General features: G+C 72.5%; 18 protein-coding genes and 2 rRNA genes (1 of these 20 cut by a window edge). 5 read left to right on the plus strand and 15 right to left on the minus strand.

Going from position 1 to position 19,370, the window contains the following annotated elements; translation table 11 throughout:
- Positions 1-6 precede the first annotated feature (6 nt).
- From J2S41_RS20995 to J2S41_RS21010, 4 genes are all read left to right on the plus strand, one after another.
- Positions 7-984: an ABC transporter substrate-binding protein gene (locus tag J2S41_RS20995; protein ID WP_310369722.1), complete on the plus strand. Its 978-nt coding sequence runs from the start codon at positions 7-9 to the stop codon at positions 982-984.
- Positions 981-1,724 (plus strand): methyltransferase domain-containing protein, encoded by a 744-nt coding sequence (locus J2S41_RS21000; RefSeq protein ID WP_310369724.1) that lies wholly within the window; start codon positions 981-983, stop codon positions 1,722-1,724. The genes J2S41_RS20995 and J2S41_RS21000 overlap by 4 nt, the downstream gene beginning before the upstream one ends.
- On the plus strand, positions 1,721-2,740 hold the full coding sequence (locus J2S41_RS21005; RefSeq protein ID WP_310369726.1) for a FecCD family ABC transporter permease: 1,020 nt from the start codon (positions 1,721-1,723) through the stop codon (positions 2,738-2,740). Before J2S41_RS21000 ends, J2S41_RS21005 begins: the two co-directional genes overlap by 4 nt.
- A 222-nt stretch (positions 2,741-2,962) precedes the next feature.
- Positions 2,963-3,694, plus strand: a complete 732-nt coding sequence (locus tag J2S41_RS21010) for an ABC transporter ATP-binding protein (RefSeq protein ID WP_310369729.1) — start codon at positions 2,963-2,965, stop codon at positions 3,692-3,694.
- Here J2S41_RS21010 and J2S41_RS21015 read toward each other — a convergent pair.
- The 13 genes from J2S41_RS21015 to J2S41_RS21075 all read right to left on the minus strand — a co-directional run bounded on the left by J2S41_RS21015 (position 3,684) and on the right by J2S41_RS21075 (position 16,274).
- Positions 3,684-4,649 carry a Clp protease N-terminal domain-containing protein gene (locus J2S41_RS21015; RefSeq protein ID WP_310369731.1) on the minus strand — a complete coding sequence of 322 codons (966 nt, stop codon included), beginning with the start codon at positions 4,647-4,649 and terminating at the stop codon, positions 3,684-3,686. The two genes, J2S41_RS21010 and J2S41_RS21015, sit on opposite strands and share 11 nt — an antisense overlap.
- Positions 4,650-4,727: 78 nt before the next feature.
- Positions 4,728-5,384, minus strand: a complete 657-nt coding sequence (locus J2S41_RS21020; RefSeq protein WP_310369733.1) for a response regulator transcription factor — start codon at positions 5,382-5,384, stop codon at positions 4,728-4,730.
- A complete protein-coding gene (locus J2S41_RS21025; RefSeq protein ID WP_310369736.1) occupies positions 5,384-6,907 on the minus strand; it encodes a sensor histidine kinase in 1,524 nt (507 codons plus the stop codon). Before J2S41_RS21025 ends, J2S41_RS21020 begins: the two co-directional genes overlap by 1 nt.
- On the minus strand, positions 6,880-8,874 hold the full coding sequence (locus J2S41_RS21030) for a S9 family peptidase (RefSeq protein ID WP_310369737.1): 1,995 nt from the start codon (positions 8,872-8,874) through the stop codon (positions 6,880-6,882). The genes J2S41_RS21025 and J2S41_RS21030 overlap by 28 nt, the downstream gene beginning before the upstream one ends.
- A 244-nt stretch (positions 8,875-9,118) precedes the next feature.
- On the minus strand, positions 9,119-9,991 hold the full coding sequence (locus tag J2S41_RS21035) for an SDR family oxidoreductase (protein WP_310369739.1): 873 nt from the start codon (positions 9,989-9,991) through the stop codon (positions 9,119-9,121).
- Positions 9,988-10,719, minus strand: coding sequence for an SDR family oxidoreductase (locus tag J2S41_RS21040; protein ID WP_310369741.1), 732 nt, complete (start codon positions 10,717-10,719; stop codon positions 9,988-9,990). The genes J2S41_RS21035 and J2S41_RS21040 overlap by 4 nt, the downstream gene beginning before the upstream one ends.
- A gap of 110 nt (positions 10,720-10,829) precedes the next feature.
- Positions 10,830-11,639, minus strand: a complete 810-nt coding sequence (locus J2S41_RS21045) for an ABC transporter ATP-binding protein (protein WP_310369743.1) — start codon at positions 11,637-11,639, stop codon at positions 10,830-10,832.
- Positions 11,636-12,670 carry a FecCD family ABC transporter permease gene (locus J2S41_RS21050; protein ID WP_310369745.1) on the minus strand — a complete coding sequence of 345 codons (1,035 nt, stop codon included), beginning with the start codon at positions 12,668-12,670 and terminating at the stop codon, positions 11,636-11,638. Before J2S41_RS21050 ends, J2S41_RS21045 begins: the two co-directional genes overlap by 4 nt.
- Positions 12,667-13,701 (minus strand): FecCD family ABC transporter permease, encoded by a 1,035-nt coding sequence (locus J2S41_RS21055; protein ID WP_310369747.1) that lies wholly within the window; start codon positions 13,699-13,701, stop codon positions 12,667-12,669. The genes J2S41_RS21050 and J2S41_RS21055 overlap by 4 nt, the downstream gene beginning before the upstream one ends.
- A complete protein-coding gene (locus tag J2S41_RS21060) occupies positions 13,698-14,735 on the minus strand; it encodes an iron-siderophore ABC transporter substrate-binding protein (protein ID WP_310369748.1) in 1,038 nt (345 codons plus the stop codon). Before J2S41_RS21060 ends, J2S41_RS21055 begins: the two co-directional genes overlap by 4 nt.
- An 84-nt stretch (positions 14,736-14,819) precedes the next feature.
- A complete protein-coding gene (locus J2S41_RS21065) occupies positions 14,820-15,458 on the minus strand; it encodes a nitroreductase family protein (protein ID WP_310369750.1) in 639 nt (212 codons plus the stop codon).
- A 34-nt stretch (positions 15,459-15,492) separates the two neighbouring features.
- Positions 15,493-15,855 carry a hypothetical protein gene (locus tag J2S41_RS21070; RefSeq protein ID WP_310369752.1) on the minus strand — a complete coding sequence of 121 codons (363 nt, stop codon included), beginning with the start codon at positions 15,853-15,855 and terminating at the stop codon, positions 15,493-15,495.
- A gap of 38 nt (positions 15,856-15,893) precedes the next feature.
- Complete coding sequence (locus tag J2S41_RS21075; RefSeq protein WP_310369754.1) at positions 15,894-16,274, minus strand: nuclear transport factor 2 family protein; 381 nt, start codon at positions 16,272-16,274, stop codon at positions 15,894-15,896.
- Between the two features lie 85 nt (positions 16,275-16,359).
- Here J2S41_RS21075 and J2S41_RS21080 point away from each other — a divergent pair, with 85 nt between their 5' ends.
- Complete coding sequence (locus tag J2S41_RS21080; protein WP_310369755.1) at positions 16,360-17,652, plus strand: WYL domain-containing protein; 1,293 nt, start codon at positions 16,360-16,362, stop codon at positions 17,650-17,652.
- A gap of 61 nt (positions 17,653-17,713) precedes the next feature.
- On the opposite strand, the gene rrf is transcribed toward J2S41_RS21080, so the two are convergent.
- Positions 17,714-17,830 (minus strand): 5S ribosomal RNA (gene rrf, locus J2S41_RS21085).
- Positions 17,831-17,918: 88 nt separating this feature from the next.
- A 23S ribosomal RNA gene (locus tag J2S41_RS21090) occupies positions 17,919-19,370 on the minus strand (it continues 1,625 nt past the right edge of the window).

Raw genomic sequence — 19,370 nt, forward strand, 5'->3', positions numbered from 1 at the left:
CCCGTCATGAAAACCGTTGTCATATCCGTTCTGCTGGTGACGCTCGGCGTCACCGCGGGATGCGCGCGTACCGAGGGCGAGGCCGCACCCGCGGCCAGTGCCGCCACCGTGACCAGTTGCGGACTGCCGCTCACCGTCCCGGCGCCGCCACGGCGGGCGCTCGCGCTGGAGCAGAACGCCACCGAGATCCTGCTGACGCTCGGGCTCGCGGACCGGATGGCCGGCACCAGCTACCAGACCGACCCGGTGCTGCCGGAACTCAAGGCCGGCTACGACGCGGTCCCGGTGCTGGCGAAGCTCTACCCGAACCGCGAGACCGTGCTCCAGGCGAAGCCGGACTTCGTCTACTCCACGTTCACATCCGCCTACGCCACCGACGCGGCCGGGCCGCGCGCGGACCTGGGCAGGCTGAACGTGCCGGCGTACCTGTCCCGCTTCGCCTGCGAGGACCCGGCCACCGGCGAGGCGGCGGTGAGCTTCGACGGGATCCTCGCGGAGATCGAGGAGATCGCCGGCATCTTCGGCGTGCCCGACCGGGGCGCGCGGGTGGTAGCGGACCAGCGGGCGCGGCTGGCGGCCACGGCCGGCGCCGGCACCGCGGGCACCAGCGTGCTCTGGTACTACTCCGGGACCAGCACGCCGTACGTGGCGGGACAGCGCGGGCTGCCGGCCGCGATCAGCGCGCACCTCGGCGTCACCAACGCGTACGGCGACGCCACCCAGCCCTGGCCCGCGGGCAGCTGGGAGGAGATCGCGCAACGGAACCCGGACGTGATCGTGCTGGCCGACCTGACCCGCGGCGGCGACGGCGACAGCGCGCAGTCCAAGAAGGACTTCCTGAGGGCGAACGCGGTCACCAGGGAGCTGGACGCGGTGAAGAACGACCGGTTCGTCACGGTCTCCGGCTCGTCCATGGACCCGTCCGTCCGTTCGATCACCGCGGCGGAGCAGCTCGCGGCCGGCCTCAAGGAGCTGACCCGGTGAGGGACCTGCTGACCGCGTGGGACCGCCAGCAGGAGGCGTACATCGCGCACCGCGAACAGCGCTTCACGGTGATGCTGGAGGTGCTGGAGCTGGTGCACGGCGACGAGTTCACCGTGCTGGACCTGGCGTGCGGGCCGGGCGCGATCTCCGACCGGGTGCTGGCCGCGTTCCCGAAGGCCCGCGTGGTCGCGGTCGACCACGACCCGATCCTGCTCACCGTGGCGCGGGGCGCGCTGGCCGAGCGGCACGGCACCGACCGGATCACGATCGCCGACGCGGACCTGGCCGCGCCCGGCTGGGAACGCGCGCTGCCCACGGGCATCGACGCGGTGCTCAGCTCCACCGCGCTGCACTGGCTCTCCCCCACCGAACTGTCCGCGGTCTACGCCACCGCGGCGACGCTGCTGCGGCCCGGCGGCGTGCTGCTCAACGCGGACCACCTGCGCTACGGCGCCTCCCACCCGACGCTGCGCGACGTCGCCGAGCGGCACGACGCGCGGACGCAGGCCGCGGCCTTCGCCGCCGGGACCCTCGACTACCAGCAGTGGTACGCCGAGGCCGCGCGCCGGCCGGAACTCGCGGCGCTGACCGCGGAACGCGCGGCGCGGTTCGCGGACCGGCCGCCGCAGCCGCTCGCGCCGCTGGCGTTCCACCTGGCCGCGCTGGAGGCGGCCGGGTTCGCCGAGACCGGCACGGTGTGGCAGTACCTCGACGACTTCGTGGTCTTCGCCCGCCGATGACCGGCCCGATACGGCACTCGGCCGTGCTGGCCGGCGCGCTGGCCGCGCTGCTGCTCAGCACGGCCGGGGCGGTCGCGGTCGGCGCCGCGGACCTGACCGTGCCGCAGGTGCTGCGCGCGCTCGCCTGGCACGCGGGACTGCCGGTCACGCCGCTCGACCCGCTGACCGACAGCATCATCTGGGACCTGCGTACGCCGCGCGTGCTGCTGGCCGCGCTGGTCGGCGCCGGGCTGGCGGTGTGCGGCGCGGTGCTGCAGGCGCTCACCCGCAACGCGCTCGCGGACCCGTACCTGCTGGGCATCTCCGCGGGCGCGTCGACCGGCGCGGTGGCGATCCTGGTGTTCGGCTTCGCGACCGGCGCCGCGGCGCTGTCGCTGGGCGCGTTCGCGGGCAGCGCGGCCGCGTTCGCGGTGGCGCTGGCACTAGCCGGGCGCCGCTGGACCGAGCCGTCCCGGATCCTGCTCGCGGGCGTGGCGGCCGGCCAGCTGTTCTCGGCCGCCACCAGCCTGATCGTGGTGTCGGACGCGACCGCGCAGGCCACCCGCGGCATCACGTTCTGGCTCCTCGGCTCGCTGACCGCGGCGTCCTGGGCGTCCGTGGCGCTGTGCGCGGCGGTCGGCGCCGCGGTGCTGCTCGCCTGCTGGGCGGCAGCGCCGGCGCTGGACGCGTTCACGTTCGGCACGGACGTGGCGCAGTCGCTGGGCTTCTCCCCGGCCCGGGTGCGCGCGCTGCTGTTCACGGCCACGGCCGTACTGGCCGCCACGCTGGTCGCGGCGAGCGGCGCGATCGGGTTCGTCGGCCTCACCGTGCCGCACGCGGCGCGCGCGCTGGCCGGGTCGCGGCACCGGGTGCTGCTGCCGGTCTGCGCACTGACCGGCGCCATCTTCCTGATCTGGGCCGACACCGCGGCCCGTACCGTCTTCGCACCACAGGAGGTGCCGGTCGGCGTGGTCACCGCCCTGATCGGCGTCCCCGCGTTCGCGGTGCTGCTGCGCCGCGGAGGGAGCCCGGCATGAGCGAGCTCGCGAGCGAATCATCGGCTCAGCGCCGACCACCACGCGACCGCAGCATCGAGGGCAGCCCGGCATGAGCGAGCTCGCGAGCGAATCATCGACTCAGCGCCGACCACCACGCGACCGCAGCATCGAGGAGAGCCCGGCATGAGCGAGCTTGCGAGCGAATCATCGACTCAGCGCCGACCGAGACCCGATCGCGGCATCCGGGCGGAGGGGATCATCGTGCGGGTACGTGGGCGCGTGCTGCTCGGCGAGGTCTCGCTGGACGCGCCGGCGGGGGCGGTGACCGGGCTGCTCGGCCCGAACGGCTCCGGCAAGTCGACGCTGCTGCGCGTGCTGGCCGGGCTGCGCCGCCCGGACGCCGGCACCGTGTTGCTGGACGGCGTGGATCGTGCCACGCTGCCCCGGCGCGCGCTGGCCCGGCGGATCGCGATCGTCACCCAGCACGTGCCGTCCGATGTGGATATGTCGGTGTTGGACGTGCTGCTGCTGGCGCGCATTCCGCACCGGCCCGCGCTCGCACCGGCCACCGTGGACGACGAGCGCCGGGCCGAGGACGCCCTGGCCGCGGCCGGTCTGCCCGGCATCGGGCACCGCCGCTGGTCGCGGCTGTCCGGCGGCGAACGGCAGCGCGCCGATCTCGCGCGGGCGCTGCTCCAGGACCCGGATGTGCTGCTGCTCGACGAGCCCACGAACCACCTGGACATCCGGCACCGGCTGGCGCTGTTCCACCGGCTGCGCGGCTCCGGCCGGACCGTGGTGGCCGCGCTGCACGATCTGGACCTGGCCGCCGCGTTCTGCGACCGGATCGCGCTGCTGCACGATGGCCGGCTGGTCTCGGCCGGTACGCCCGCCGAGGTGCTCACGCCGGCGCGAATCCGTGACGTCTACGGGGTGGAGGCGGAGGTGAGCGCGGGCGACGACGGCCGCCCGCGGATCCGGATCACACCGTGACGCCGCCGAACCCGGCCGCGGCCAGCAGCCGGTTCGCCCGGTTGTGCCGGTCGGCGAGCAGCAGCCGCACCAGTTCCACCGTGTCGGCCGGCAGCCGCGGCACGGCCCGGCGCAGCGGGCGCGGGTCGGTGCCGAGGTCGGCGGTGGCCGAGACGTGGCGCAGCGCCGCGTACGTGACCCCGGCCGACGCCAGCGCCGCCGCGCCGTCGTAGGGCTGCTCGTACAGGTGCGGGTAGTAGCGCGACAGCTCGTGCATCGCCATCAGGGCGAGCAGCGCGTCGTCCGTGCCGGGCCTACGGCGGCCGTGCTCCCGGGCCTGCTCGCGTGACTCCAGCATCAGCCACACGAACGGCTGCGGCGCCAGGTTCGGCCGGGCCGGCGCCACGATCGCCAGCAGCGGGTTCCGCCAGAGCGGCACGCGCGGGTAGCGGGTCAGGCCGATCAGCATGTCCCGGATCCGGTGCAGTTCGCGCGGCACCCGGTCGGCGCGGCGCAACGGCCGGTCGTGTTCCAGGCTCTCGCGCAGCGCCGCGACCGGCACCGCGCACGCGGCGAGCAGCTCGGACGCCCGGTTGCCGTCGTCGTCGAGCAGCGCGAGCAGCAGGTCGCGGGAGTCGCACACGTCCCGGCCGTGCGCGGTCGCGGCCCGGCCGGCCCGGCGCAGCGCGTCCGCCGCCGCGGCGGTGAAGTCGGCCGGCGTGCCGCCCTCGGCGACCACGATCGCGACCGGGCCGCCCCGGTCGTCGCTGTGCCAGCCGGCCCGGCGGCGCCGGTAGACGGAGTCGGCGACCGTGCGGGTGACGTCCGCCGCGTGCAGGATCTCCCGGGTGCCCGCCGCCGACGCGAGCCCGACCAGCAGGTTGTCCGTGCTGATCGGCTCGTCCGTGTCCGCCCGCAGCACCGCGAAGCCGAACACCGGGAGCACGTCCGAATCCTCGAGCAGGATGTTCTCCATGACCTGAGTACAGCACCGCGCCGGACCCGCTCACGTCTGCCGAAAGTGCGAACGCGCCTCTCCCGGAAGTGGGAGAACTCAGTCCAGCAGGCCCGCGCGCTGGGCGAGCATCGCGGCCTGGACCCGGTTGTCGCAGCCGATCTTGGTGAAGACGCGGTAGAGGTGGGTCTTGACCGTGCCCTCGGTGACGAAGAGCTGCGCGCTGATCTCCGCGTTGGACAGCCCCTGCGCCAGCAGGATCAGCACCTCGCGCTCCCGGCCGCTGAGCGACTCCACCCGCGCCAGGTCCTCGCGCGGCACCGCGGGCGCGGCCGGGAGCCGGTTCAGGACCTGGCGGGTGACCCGCGGGGAGAGGAACGCGTCGCCGGCCGCGGCCGCGCGGATCGCGTGCGGCAGCTCGTCCGCGGCGGAGTCCTTGAGCAGGAAGCCGGCCGCGCCCGCGGTCAGCGCCTGGGCCACGTAGTCGTCCTCGCCGAACGTGGTGAGCATGACCGCGTGCACGGCCGGCGCGGTGCGGCGGATCTCGCGGAGCGCGGCGAGGCCGTCCAGCACCGGCATGCGGATGTCGAGCAGCACCACGTCCGGGCGGTGCAGCAGCGTCAGGTCGATCGCCTGGCGGCCGTCGCCGGCCTGCGCGACCAGCTCGACGTCCCCCGCCGTGCGGAGGATCGTCTCGATCGCGGCGCGGACCAGGCGGTCGTCGTCGGCCAGCAGCACTCGGATGGGCGCGTTCATCACACCGTCTCTCGGTCCAGGAACTCCTGCTTGTCTACCAGCACGCCGTCACGGAAGCAGAACCGGTAGACCCGGTCCGCGCCGTCCGCGTCGAGCAGGGACGCCCGGTAGTCGACGCAGTCCGCGCCCGGCACGGCACGCCCGCCGGTGGCGTCGGTGACCGCCGCGTCGGCGTCCGGGAGCAGGTCGCGGACCTCGCGCTCGGCCTGGCCGACCCGGACCGCGTCGTACGTCTCGCGGTCGACCACCACGACCGCCATGCTGAGCCACATCCCGGCGCAGCAGAGCGCGAGCACGGCCGCGATGCCGACCGCGGTGGCGGCGAGCGTGAGCCGGGAGCGGCGGCGGTCGCGCTCGACGAGCTCGGCGAAGTCCGGGCCGGGCGGCACGCCCGCGGTCGGCGGCGACGACGGGTACGGCAGCGTCGCGGCCAGCCGGAACCCGCCGTCCGGCGTGGGGCCGTGGTAGAGCATGCCGCGCGCGACCCGGACCCGTTCCGCCAGGCCGAGCAGCCCCTGGCCGGACGTCTGCCGGACCACGCGCCGGCCGGCCGTGTTGGTCACGCCGGCGACCAGCGCGTCCGGCTCGTAGCGCAGCGACACCACGATCCGGCCGCCGTGCGCGTGGCGCAGCGCGTTGGTCACGCCCTCCTGGATCACCCGGTACGCCGCGTGCTCGATCAGCGGCGTCAGCGGCCGGGCCGTACCCTCGCGGATGATCTCGATCTCGGCGCCGGACGACCGCGCGCCCCGCGCCAGTTCGTCCAGCCCGTCCAGCGACCGGACCGAGGGCTGCTCGTCGTCCTGGCCGAGCAGGCCGAGGATCTGCCGCAGCTCGGTCATCGCGGCCGCGGACGTCTCGCGCAGCAGCTCCGCGGTCTCGTCGTCGTCCGCCGGGCGCCGCATGCCGGCGTACAGCGAGATCAGTGTCAGCTTGTGGCCGAGCGAGTCGTGCAGGTCCCGGGCGATCCGGGTCCGTTCCCGCGCCCGCGCCGCCCGGGCCACCTCCTCCTGCTGGGAGTGGAGCTGCACGTTGCGCCGGTGCATCGCGTCCAGCAGCACGCGCCGCCGCCGCACGGCCCGCGCCACCCCGGCCGGGATCAGCGCGAAGAGCGCGAACAGCGCCGACGTGGTGACCAGCGTGGCCGGGTCGAGCGGGCCCTCCCACCACTGGACCGCGCCGACGAACGCGGCCCAGCCGCCGGCGAGCCCGGCCGCCACCTGCCAGGTGCTCGCGGCCCGGTAGGCCAGCGAGGCGCTCAACACCACCAGCAGGAACGTGTTGGGCCCGCCGGTGGCCAGGCCGACCAGCGCGGCGGCCAGATAGGCGGGCAGCGGATAGCGCAGGCGCGACAGCACCAGGACCGGCGCGGTCGCGACCTCCAGCCAGGGCGCGAGCGGGTGCACCGGCTCGGTGACCGCCGCGACCAGCACCACGGCGGTCACCAGCGCGGTCAGGCCGGCCTCGTAGGCCAGCCGCCAGCCTCCGGCCGCTCTCAGCCGAGCAGCGACGGCCGCTGCCATCGCTCGCCCCCGATGTGCTCGGCGAGGAACGCCAGCACCGTCTCGTACCAGATCACGCTGTGTCGGGGTGTGAGGATCCAATGGTTCTCATCCGGGAAGTAGAGGAAACGGTGGGCGGCGCGTGACCGTGACATCAGGTCCCACCAGAGGCGGAGACCCTCGCCGATCGGTACGCGGTAGTCCTTGTCGCCGTGGATGACCAGCATCGGCGTGCTGATCGCGTCGGCCGAGCGGTGCGGCGAGTGCGCCTCGGCCATCGCCTCGGTCATCTCGCGGGTCCAGTAGTACGACGCGTCCGTGGTGCCGGCGAACTGCTCCAGCGACCACAGCGACGCGTGCGTGACGATCGCGGCGAACCGGTCGGTGTGGCCGGCGATCCAGTTGGCCATGTAGCCGCCGAACGAGCCGCCCAGCGCGGCCGTGCGGGTGGCGTCGATGTCCGGGCGCGCCTCCGCCGCGTCGGTGATCGCCATCAGGTCGGTGTACGGCGCGTCGCCCCAGCGGCCCCAGCCGCGCACGATGAAGTCGCGGCCGTACCCGGTGGACAGCGCCGGGTCGGGCAGCAGCACGGCGTACCCGCGGGCGGTCAGGATCCACGGGTTCCACCGCCACGACCAGGAGTTCCACGACGCCTGCGGTCCACCGTGGATGAACACCGCCAGCGGTACGGGCGCGTCCGCGCTCGCGCCGGCCGGCAGCGCCAGCCAGGCGCGGACCGGCGTGCCGTCCGCCCCGGTCGCGGTGACCTCGGTCAGCCGCCCCGGCACGGCCGGCGTCTCCACCGGCCCCCGGAGCGGCTCGGCGGCGCCGCCGTCGATCGGGACGCGGACCGGCGCGGGCGGCGTGTCCATGGTGGCGCGCAGCGCGTAGATCCACCGCCCGTCCGGGGAGATCTCCACGTCGGTGTAGGCGCCGTCGTCCGGCGTCAGGCGGGTGACCGTGCCGTCCGCGACCTCGACCCGCCACAGCGGGGCGCGGCCGGCGTCGTCCGCGATCACGATCAGCGCGGTGCCGTCCGGCGTCCAGCGGACCGAGTGCGGGCGCCGGTCCCAGCCGGCCGTCAGGTCCTCGACCTCGCCGCCGGCGGCCGGCACCACGGCCAGCCAGACGTCGCCGGGGTCGTCGGCCGTGGTGCGGCGGTGCACCACGACCGCGACGCGGGTACCGTCCGGGGAGAGCCGGGGGCCGTCGTACTCGTGGTCGTCGTCCGAGGCCAGCGTGCGGCGCTCACCGGAGGCCACGTCGATCGCGACCACGGTGGAGCGGTGGCCGGCCACGTTCCAGGTGCTGACCAGCGTGTGCCCGTCGCGGCCGAGGTCCCAGCTCGCGTTGTCGTCCAGCGCCGAGCCGACGTGCCCGGTGAGGTCGCGCAGCTCGCCGTCCTCGACGTCCGCCCTGGTCAGCAGCCGGGTACGGCCCGGGCCGAGGTCGTGGTCCCAGTACCGGACCGGGAACTCCTCGTGCAGGATCGCGGTCACGCCCGCGTCCTTGCGCCGCTTCCGCAGTTCGCGGTCCGCCTCCAGGTCCGCGGACGACGGCAGCAGCGCGGAGCCGAACACCAGCCCGCCCGTGTCGGAGACGTGCACGCCGCGCACGCCGCCCGGCGGCCGGGCCACCACGCGGGCGTCACCGCCGCCGGCCGGCTGCCGCCACAGCGCGGCGGTCTCGTCGTCGCCGTTCCCGGTGGCGTCCGGCTCCGGCCGCGTCGAGACGAAGAGCAGGTCGCCGCCGGGCGTGAAGCCGGCCGCGGACTCGCCGGCCCGGCTGCGGGTCAGCCGCCGGGCGGGCCGTTCGCCGTCCGGGTCGACCTCCCAGAGCGCGGTCACGTACCGGTTCTTCTCCGGGTCCGGGGTGGCCACGCCGACCACGATCCGGCGGCCGTCCGGGGACAGGCGCAGCCCGGACACCCGGGGCAGCGCAGCGTAGGCGGCGAGGTCGGCGAACGGGCTGTCGGTATCCACGATCATGGAGCCTTACTATCACTCCGCCGCGCTTCCGGGTGCCCGGGACGGCCGCCGGCGCTCCGCCACGAACGTCATCAGCCTGCCCACCAGGTAAATGCCTACCGCGATCACTTCTGCCATGCCCGGAAGTCTGCCGGTGCGGGCCCGGTCCGCGCGTCTGCGGGAAGTGAGGTGGGCGGTGCGACTTTCGTTGACCCGGCGCACCGGGGCCGGTCCCCCGTTCCCGGCGGGGAACCGGCCGTGGCGCTCAGACCGCGGGGCCGAGCAGGTCGGCGAAGCCGAGCGTGCGGTAGAACTCGCGGCGCACCCGGTCACCGACGCGGAACACCTCCTCCGCGCCGTCCCGGGCCGGGTCCAGGTAGACCCGGAACGGCCGCGCGCCCTTCGGCAGCCCGACCACGCGGGTGATCTCGCGCGCCACCTCCGACGGGTCCGCGTCCGGCGGCGACTGCTCGGCCTGCCGGGCGAGCAGGTCGTCGATCGCGGAGCCGTAGAGCGCGGTGTACTCGTCCGCGACCGCGGTGTCGTCCGGGTGGCCCGCGTGCGCGTAGTGGTTCGTGCCGGTGGTGAACGAGCCCGGCACCATGATCGTGCTGTCGATGCCGAACCGGGACAGTTCCGCCGCGTAGCTGACCGCCAGCGAGTCGAAGCCGGCCTTGGCCGCGAAGTACGGCGCCAGGTACGGCGGGGTGCCGCCGCGGGCGCTGCTGGATCCCACCCAGACCAGCAGGCCGTCCCGCTGCCGCCGCAGGTGGGGCAGGGCGGCCCGGTTGACCCGCTGGGCGGAGAGCACGTTGACGTCGTAGACCGCGGCGAGCTGCTCCGGCGTGAACGCCTCGGCCGGGCCGAGCGTCATGTGGCCGGCGTTGTGCACCACCACGTCGAGGCGGCCGTTCTCGTCGATGATCCGGGCGATGGCCGCGTCCACCGAGTCCTGCGCGGAGACGTCCATCTCCAGCGTGTGCGTGTGCTCGGCGTACCCGTCGAACTCCTTGGCCGCGTCCTGGTTGCGGCCCTCGGTCTCGCGCATGCCGGCGTAGACGGTGTGGCCGGCGTCCGCCAGCGCCCGGGCGGTCATGGCGCCGAAGCCGCTGGACGCACCGGTGACGACGATGATCATATGATTCCTCCGTTCACGCGGACGATCTGACCGTTGATCCAGCGGGCCGGGCCGGCCAGGAACGCGACGACCTCGGCGGTGTCCTCCGGCGTGCCGAGCCGCTCCAGCGGCGCGGCGGACGCGAACCGGTCGATGGTCGCCTGGTCCTTGCCGTCCAGGAAGAACGACGTGGCGGTCGGGCCGGGCGCGACCGCGTTCACGGTGACGTCCCGGCCGCGCATCTCCTTGGCCAGCACGCGGGTCATCGCCTCGACGCCGGCCTTCGCGGCCACGTACCCGCTGTAGGTCTCGTGCGCCAGCCCGACCACGGACGACGAGAACGTGATGAGCGCGCCGCCGCGCCGCAGCTTCGGGGCGGCCGCGCGGGCGACCAGGAACGTGCCGCGCACGTTCGTGTCGAGCATGCGGTCGAAGTCGTCCAGGCTCAGCTCGGTGAGCGGTGCCAGGACCATGATGCCGGCCGTGTTGACCACCACGTCCACGCCGCCGAAGGTCCGCTCCGCGGTCTCGAAGAGCGCGGTGGCCTGGTCGGCATCGGTCAGGTCGGCGCGCGCGGCGACGGCCCGGCCACCGGCGGCCTCCACCGCCTTGACCGCCTCGTCCGCCCTCTCGCGGTTGCCGGCGTAGTGGACGAGCACGCTCATCCCGTCCGCGCCGAGCCGTTCCGCCACCACGCGGCCGATGCCGCCGGAGCCGCCGGTGACGACCGCGACCCTCTGGTTGTCCATACTGCCTCTCCCGGGTTACGGGCGGCCGAACTGCCGCCACGACCGGAAGTCCCCGGTGGCGAGGAGGATCAAGAGCCGCGCGTTGCGCGCCTCGGGCCCGGGATTGCGGCTCAGGCGGTCTCCGCCACGTGGTGCCGGCCGAGCGGCAGCATCAGCGGCTTGCCCGAGGTCGGGTCCACGATGATGCGGCTGTCCAGGCCGAACACCGCGCGCACGCAGTCCTCGGTGAGCACGTCCGCGGGCTCGCCGGCCGCGTGCACGGTGCCGGCCGCCAGCGCGATCAGGTGGTCGGCGTACCGGGCGGCCATGTTCAGGTCGTGCAGCACCATCACGATCGTGGTGCCGCGCGCGCGGTTCAGGTCGGTGAGCAGGTCCAGCACCTCGACCTGGTGGCTGACGTCGAGGAACGTGGTGGGCTCGTCGAGCAGCAGCACGTCGGTCTGCTGCGCCAGCGCCATCGCGATCCACACGCGCTGCCGCTGACCGCCGGAGAGTTCGTCCACGGACCGGTCCGCCAGGTCCGCGGTGTGCGTGGCGTCCAGCGCGGCGGCGACCGCGAGGTCGTCCTGCTTCGACCACCGGGACAGCACGCTCTGGTGCGGGTGCCGGCCGCGGCCGACCAGGTCGGCGACCGTGATCCCCTCCGGCGCGATCGGCGACTGCGGCAGCAGGCCGAGCGTGCGGGCCAGTTCCTTGGCCGGCATCCGGTGCACCGCGCGGCCGTCCAGCAGCACGTGCCCGGCGCGCGGCGGCAGCAGCCGGGACATCGAGCGCAGCAGCGTGGACTTGCCGCACGCGTTCGCGCCGACGATCGCGGTGATCTTGGCGGGCGGGAACGTGAGGTCGAGCCGGTCGATGACGACGCGGTCCCGGTAGCCGAGCGTGAGCCGCTCGGCCCGGATCGAGTGGTCGGTGGTCACAGCGAGCCTCCGGCCCGGTTGGTACGGATGAGCAGGTAGAGCAGGTAGGGCGCGCCCAGCACGCCGGTGACGACGCCGACCGGGTAGCGGATGCCGAGCGCGTACTGCCCGGCGAAGTCCGCGACGAGCACCAGCAGGGCACCGATCAGCGCAGACGGTACGAGCAGGGAGGTGCCCGGCCCGACGATCCGCGCCGCGATCGGCCCGGCCAGGAACGCCACGAACGCGATCGGCCCGCACGCCGCGGTGGCGAACGCGATCAGCCCGACGGCCGCGACGATGAGCAGAATCCGGGTGCGCTCCAGCCGTACCCCCAGCGCCGCGGCCAGGTCGTCGCCGAGTTGCAGCGTGAACAGGTCGCGGCCCTGGCCGAGCAGGACCGGGCCGAGCACCGCGAGCGCGACGGCCACCGGCACGGTCTCGCTCCAGCTGGTGCCGTTCAGGCTGCCGGTCAGCCAGCGCAGCGCCTCCTGGAGGTCCCACTGCGACGCGGTGGACAGCACGTACGAGGTGGCGCTCTCCAGCATCGCGGCCATGCCGATGCCGATCAGCACCAGGCGCGTGCCGGCCACGCCGTCCCGGAACGAGAGCAGGTAGATGACCATGGCGACGGCCAGGCCGGCCGCGATCGCGACGGCGGACGTGGCGGCCTCGCTCAGCTGCAGCGTGACGATCGCGAACGCGGCGGCCGCGCTGGCGCCGGAGCTGATGCCGATGACGTCCGGGCTGGCCAGCGGGTTGCGCAACATGGTCTGGAAGGTGACGCCGCCCAGGCCGAAGCAGCTGCCGGCCAGCAGTGCCAGCGTGGCCCGGGGCAGCCGCAGCGTGCCCACCGTGAACGTGGCGCCGGGCACGGTCTCGCCGAGCATCACCCGGAACACGTCGTCCGGTGGGTAGAACGTCTTGCCGAACATCACGTTCACCGCGTACGCCGCGACGACCAGCCCGCCGAGCACACCGAGCACCAGGCGGCGGCGCAGCGCGCGGCGGGCCCGCCCGCGGGTGACGGCCTCCAGGGTCGTGGTGCTCACAGCTCGCGTACCTTCTGCCGGCGGACGATGTAGATGAAGAACGGCGCGCCGATCAGCGCGGTGATGATGCCGACCTCGATCTCCTGCGGCCGGTCGACCACGCGGCCGACCACGTCGGAGAGCGTGAGCAGCGACGCGCCGAGCAGCGCGGCGAACGGCAGGATCCAGCGGTGGTCGAGCCCGATCAGCAGGCGGCAGACGTGCGGCACGATCAGTCCGACGAACATGATCGGCCCGGTGACCGCGGTGGTGGCGCCGCAGAGCACCACCGCGCCGAGCGCGGCGACGCCGCGTGCGACCGCGACCCGCTCGCCCAGGCCGGTGGCCAGTTCGTCGCCGAGCGCCAGCGAGTTCAGCGGGCGCGCGGAGAGCAGGCAGATGACGAAGCCGGCCAGCAGGAACGGCCCGACCTGGCGGATGCTCTCCCAGCTTCCGCCGCCGACGCCGCCGATCTGCCAGTCCCGGAACATGTCCGACACGTCCGCGCGCGGCAGGATGACCGCGCTGATCAGCGACGCGAGCGCGGCCGTGGTGGCGGTGCCGGCCAGCGCGAGCTTGAGCGGCGTGGCGCCGCCGCGGCCGAGCGAGCCGACCGCGTAGACGAAGACGGCGGAGACGGCCGCGCCGGCGATCGCGACCCAGCTGACCGCGACCGCGGAGGTCAGGCCGAACGTGGTCATGCCGACCACCACCGCGAGCGAGGCGCCGGAGTTGACGCCGAGGATGCCGGGGTCGGCCAGCGGGTTGCGGGTGACGCCCTGCATGACCGCGCCGGACACGGCCAGCGCGGCGCCGGCGATCACCGCGAGGAGGGTACGCGGCACGCGCTTGAGCACCGCGGCCTGGTCGATCGTGTCGGAGCGGCCGGCCACGCCGTCGACGATCGCGGACCAGCCGACGGTCCGGGAGCCGAACGCCACGGACGCGAGCAGCACCAGCGCCAGCACGGCCAGCGCGGCCAGGAACCACAGCAGCCGGACGCGGGCCGGACGCCGCAGCGAGGCGACGTCCGGCTCTCGAACTTGCGTCATGACACCTTGGCGGCGGCGTCGGCGAGCAGCTTGACGTAGTCGCCGACCACGTACGGCACGGCCAGCGGCGTAGGGTTCGCGGCGGCGCCGACCGTGGACGTGCCGACCAGCGCGACCACCGAGCCGCGCTGCACCGCGGGGATCTTCGACAGCAGCGGGTCGGCCTGCATCTTCTTGACCATCTCGGCGTCGCCGTAGGTCACGATGATGTCGACGTCGGCCAGCTTGTCGACCTGCTCCGCGCTGACCGACAGCGCGAACTGGTCGGTGCTGGCGGACAGCTCGGCGATGCTCGGCGGCGTGGTCAGGCCCAGGTCCGCGAAGTACGCGCCGCGCGTGTCGTGCGTGGTGTAGAAGCTGAACTTGCTCAGGTCGGTCTGGTCCACGTGCGTCATGAACATCGCGGACTTGCCGGCCAGCGCCGGGTACTTGGCGATCTCGGTCTTGATCCGGCCCTCGATGTCCGCGATCAGCGCGTCACCCTGTGCGGAGAGGCCGAGCGCCTTGCTCTCCAGCTTGATCCAGTCCCGCCACGGCGTGGCCCACGCCGTCGTCGGGTACGCCACGGTCGGCGCGATCTGGCTCAGCGTGTCGTAGTCCTGCTGGGTCAGCCCGGAGTACGCGGCGAGGATGACGTCCGGCTGGGTGTTAGCCACCGCCTCGAAGTCGATGCCGTCGGTCTCGTCGAACAGCACCGGGGTCGCGCCGCCGAGCTCCTTGATCTTGTCGGAGGCCCACGGCAGGTAGCCGTCCCCGTCCTCGTCCGCGAAGTTGGCCTTGGCCAGGCCGACCGGCACGACGCCGAGCGCCAGCGGGACCTCGTGGTTGGCCCACGCCACGGTGGCGACCCGGACCGGCTTGGCCGGGATGGTGGTGGTGCCGAGCGCGTGCGTGACGGTGAGCGGGAACGTGTCGCCGGCCGGGGCCGCGGAACCGCCGGCCGCGGGGGTCTCTTCGCTATCGGACCCACAGGCGGTCAGGGCGACCGCGGCCACGGCCGCGACGACCCCGGCCAGAAACCGGTGTGATCGCATAAGGGGACTCCACTCTTGCTCAGTAAGGGATGCCTAACCTAACACCTCCCTGCGTACGGCCATGATCAACCCCCTGGTTTGTGATCACCATGTGTCCCAGTGAATGACCTCGTCGGGCGCGGGGCGCTCGGCCGGCTTGAAGTCCGTGCCCTTGGTGAACGCGAGCGGCGTCAGCACCGCCTGGGCCACGGTGTCGTACGGGATGCCGAGGATCTCCGCCACGTCGCGCTCGCGCGCACGGTGCATGGCCGTCCAGGCGGTGCCGAGCCCACGCGCCCGGGCGGCCAGCATGAAGCTCCACATCCCCGGCATGATGTTGCCGACGCTCGCCTCCGCGATCGCCCGGTTCGGCCCCTCGACGCAGCCGAGCACCAGCACCGGCGCCTCACCCATGTGCTCGCCCAGGAAGTCCGCGGACCGCGCCACCCGGGCTTGCACCCGGTCCCGCTCCGGATCGCCGGTCGGGTTGCCCGGGTAGCCCGGCGACGCCCGGTATCCGGCGTAGACCTGCCGGTAGACGTCGCCGAGCGCGCGCCGCTTCGCCTCGTCGCGCACCACGACGAAGCGCATGGTGACCACATTGGAGCCGGACGGCGCCTGGAGCGCGAGCGCGACGCACTCGCGGATCAGGTCGTCCGGCACCGGCCGGGTCAGGTCGAGGCGCTTGCGGACCGCGCGGGTGGTGGAGAGCAACTGATCGGGATCAAGATCGAGCAGGGTCATACCCGCACGATAGACCTGAAGACCAGCGGATCTGTCACCCGGCGGACCATCCGGCGTCCTTGCAGGCGGCGGCCAGCGCGTCCGCACTGTCCGTCCACTCCTGATCCGAGTCGTTCGCGTTCCGGCCGAGCGCCGACGCGCTGTCCGCGATCCGCGAGTTGTCGGTACGGCGCGCGGACGCCATCACCTGGTCCGCCAGCGACAGACGGGTGCGCTTGTCGTCCGCGTCGTCCCGGCCGTTCGCGAAGTCCGTGCACGCCTGCCGCGCGGCGTCGTCCAGCGGGCCCGGCTCGGCACCCTCCGGCGACCGGCCGGCCAGCAGACCCCAGGCCACGGCCGCGGCGGCGATCACCAGGATGATCACCATCTGACGACTGGGCTTGAACTTCAGCTTCACCATCTCAACGTAGCGGGTGAGGCGCCCGCGGGCCGGTTTCACTCACGGTCTGACGCCTGCGCCTGCGCCCGCGCCTGCGCCTCGGTGAACGGCTGCCGGTCGAAGATGGTGACCGCCTCGCGGATCAAGCCGTCGCGGATGACCAGGCGGTCCGCGCCGCGACTCACCGCCACCGGCTTCGTCCGCGTCACGTAGTGGACGGCCGCGCCGTCCTCGCCGCCGTACACGGCGGTGATCTCGGCCGCGGTCATCAGACCCATGAACCGCTCCAAAAATCCACGGTACGCCGCCGCGCCCTCGAACCGCCCGGACGGCGCGTCCAGCACCACGTCATCCGCCACGAAGGCCATGGCGGCATCCAGGTCCCGGCCCATCCAGGCCGTGGCGTACCGCTCGGCGACGGTGATGTTCTCGGTCATGATCTCTTCCCTCTCTCGTGCGTCACGGGAGATGATGCCGCCGATACATGACACCCTCCGTCGTGTATTTCCTCGGAGGCACGCCATGCGCTCGGACCGGCTGCTGTCGCTGCTCCTGCTGTTGCAGGCGCACGGCCGGCTGCCCGCGCCCGAGCTGGCGCGGCGCCTCGAGGTGTCCGTCCGCACCGTGCTGCGCGACGTGGAGGCGCTCTCCGCGGCCGGCATCCCGGTCTACACGGAGCGGGGACGGCACGGCGGCATCGCACTGCTACCCGGCTTCCGCACCGACGTGACCGGGATGACCGCGGACGAGGCGCGGGCCCTGTTCGTCATGCTGACCGGCAGCACCCACGCCTCGCTCGGGCTCGGCGCCGCGGTCGGGTCCGCGCTGCGCAAGATCATGGCTGCGCTGCCCGCGCCGCACCGGGAGGCGGCCGACCTGGTGGCGCGCCGCATCATCGTGGACCCGGTGCGCTGGCGCACCGCCGCCGCGCCCGCGGCCGGCCTGTCCACGCTGCAGGAGGCCGTGTTCACCGACCGCCGGCTGCGGCTGCGCTACCGCTCCGGCGACGCCCCCGCGCCCACCGATCGGATCGTGGACCCGTACGGCTTGGTCGAGAAGGCCGGCGTCTGGTACCTGGTCGCCGACCGCGACGGCCACCCACGCCTCTACCGCGCGGACCGCGTCGTCGCCGCCGAACTTCTCGACCAGCCGGTACGCCGCCGCACCACCACCCTCGCCGACGAGTGGTCACGGTTGCGCGCCCGGGTGGAGGACTTCCCGGGCGGCCTGACGGTCCGGGTACTGGTGAAGGCCGCATCCCTGGCGCGATTCACGCTGCTGCACCGCGCGGAACTGGTCTCACCTCCCCCGTCCGCCAACGACTCCCCCTCGCCGCACCTCGACGGCGACCGGCCAGTCTCATCCTCACCGCAGCTGGACGGCGCCGGCTCGGTCTCGCCCTCGCCGCACGCGGACGCGCCGCAGGCGGACGGCGCCGGCTCAGTCTCGCCCTCGCCGCAGGCGGACGCGCCGCAGGCAGACGGCGCCGGGCCGGTCTCGCCCTCGCCGCACGCGGACGCGCCGCAGGCAGACGGCGCCGGGCCGGTCTCGCCCTCGCCGCACGCGGACGGCGACGGGCCGGCCTCGTCCTCCCCGCACGCGGACGGCGCCGAGCCGGCCGCGTCGCACGCGGACAGCGAGCGGCCGGTGCTGCTGGAGCTGCGTTTTGCGACGGTGACGGCCGCACGGACGTTGCTGGCCTTCGGCACGGATGTGCGGGTTTTGTCGCCGGCCTCGGTGCTGGCGGATCTCGCGGCGGTGTCCGCCGCGACTGCCGCGCATTACGCCTCGCCGGCGGAGCCCGGCAATGGCTGACTGAATCACCCGGAAAACACATCAGGGCCACCCCGAATGGGGTGGCCCTGATCATGAAGAAGTCCGGCGGTGTCCTACTCTCCCACACCCTCCCGAGTGCAGTACCATCGGCGCTGGAGGGCTTAGCTTCCGGGTTCGGAATGTGACCGGGCGTTTCCCCTCCGCTATAACCGCCGTAACACTATGAACATATCAACCGGAAATAGGTCACGGTTGTTTGCTCAGACATCACACAGTGGACGCAAACATCAAAAGTTTTGAAGACTGTAGTCAAGTCCTCGGCCTATTAGTACCGGTCAACTCAACACGTTACCGTGCTTACATCTCCGGCCTATCAACCCAGTCATCTACTGGGAGCCTTACCCCAACAAGTGGGTGGGATACCTCATCTTGAAGCGAGCTTCCCGCTTAGATGCTTTCAGCGGTTATCCCTTCCGAACGTAGCCAACCAGCCATGCCCATGGCAGGACAACTGGCACACCAGAGGTTCGTCCGTCCCGGTCCTCTCGTACTAGGGACAGCCCTTCTCAAGTATCCTACGCGCGCGGCGGATAGGGACCGAACTGTCTCACGACGTTCTAAACCCAGCTCGCGTACCGCTTTAATGGGCGAACAGCCCAACCCTTGGGACCTGCTACAGCCCCAGGATGCGACGAGCCGACATCGAGGTGCCAAACCATCCCGTCGATATGGACTCTTGGGGAAGATCAGCCTGTTATCCCCGGGGTACCTTTTATCCGTTGAGCGACACCGCTTCCACACGCAAGTGCCGGATCACTAGTCCCGACTTTCGTCCCTGCTCGACCCGTCAGTCTCACAGTCAAGCTCCCTTGTGCACTTACACTCAACACCTGATTGCCAACCAGGCTGAGGGAACCTTTGGGCGCCTCCGTTACCCTTTAGGAGGCAACCGCCCCAGTTAAACTACCCACCAGACACTGTCCCTGAACCCGATAAGGGCCCGAAGTTAGATACCCAGATCAACCAGAGTGGTATTTCAAGATTGCCTCCACCCGAACTGGCGTCCGAGCTTCACCGGCTCCCACCTATCCTACACAAGCCAACCCAAATACCAATGTCAAGCTATAGTAAAGGTCCCGGGGTCTTTCCGTCCTGCCGCGCGTAACGAGCATCTTTACTCGTACTGCAATTTCGCCGGGCCTGTGGTTGAGACAGTGGGGAAGTCGTTACGCCATTCGTGCAGGTCGGAACTTACCCGACAAGGAATTTCGCTACCTTAGGATGGTTATAGTTACCACCGCCGTTTACTGGCGCTTAAGTTCTCAGCCTCGCCCCGAAGAGCTAACCGGTCCCCTTAACGTTCCAGCACCGGGCAGGCGTCAGTCCATATACATCGTCTTACGACTTCGCATGGACCTGTGTTTTTAGTAAACAGTCGCTTCCCCCTGCTCTCTGCGGCCATACCACGCTCCACCCGCAAAGGGGCTTCACGCGTCCGGCCCCCCTTCTCCCTAAGTTACGGGGGCAATTTGCCGAGTTCCTTAACCACAGTTCACCCGTCGCCTCGGTATTCTCTACCTGACCACCTGTGTCGGTTTAGGGTACGGGCCGCTAAGAACTCGCTAGAGGCTTTTCTCGGCAGCATAGGATCACTGACTTCACCTGAATCGGCTCGGCATCACGTCTCAGCCTACATGTGTCACGGATTTGCCTATGACACGGCCTACACGCTTACCCCGGCACAACCACTCACCGGG

The sequence above is a fragment of the Catenuloplanes atrovinosus genome (genome assembly GCF_031458235.1).
In the GTDB taxonomy this organism is placed as follows: Bacteria; Actinomycetota; Actinomycetes; order Mycobacteriales; family Micromonosporaceae; genus Catenuloplanes; species Catenuloplanes atrovinosus.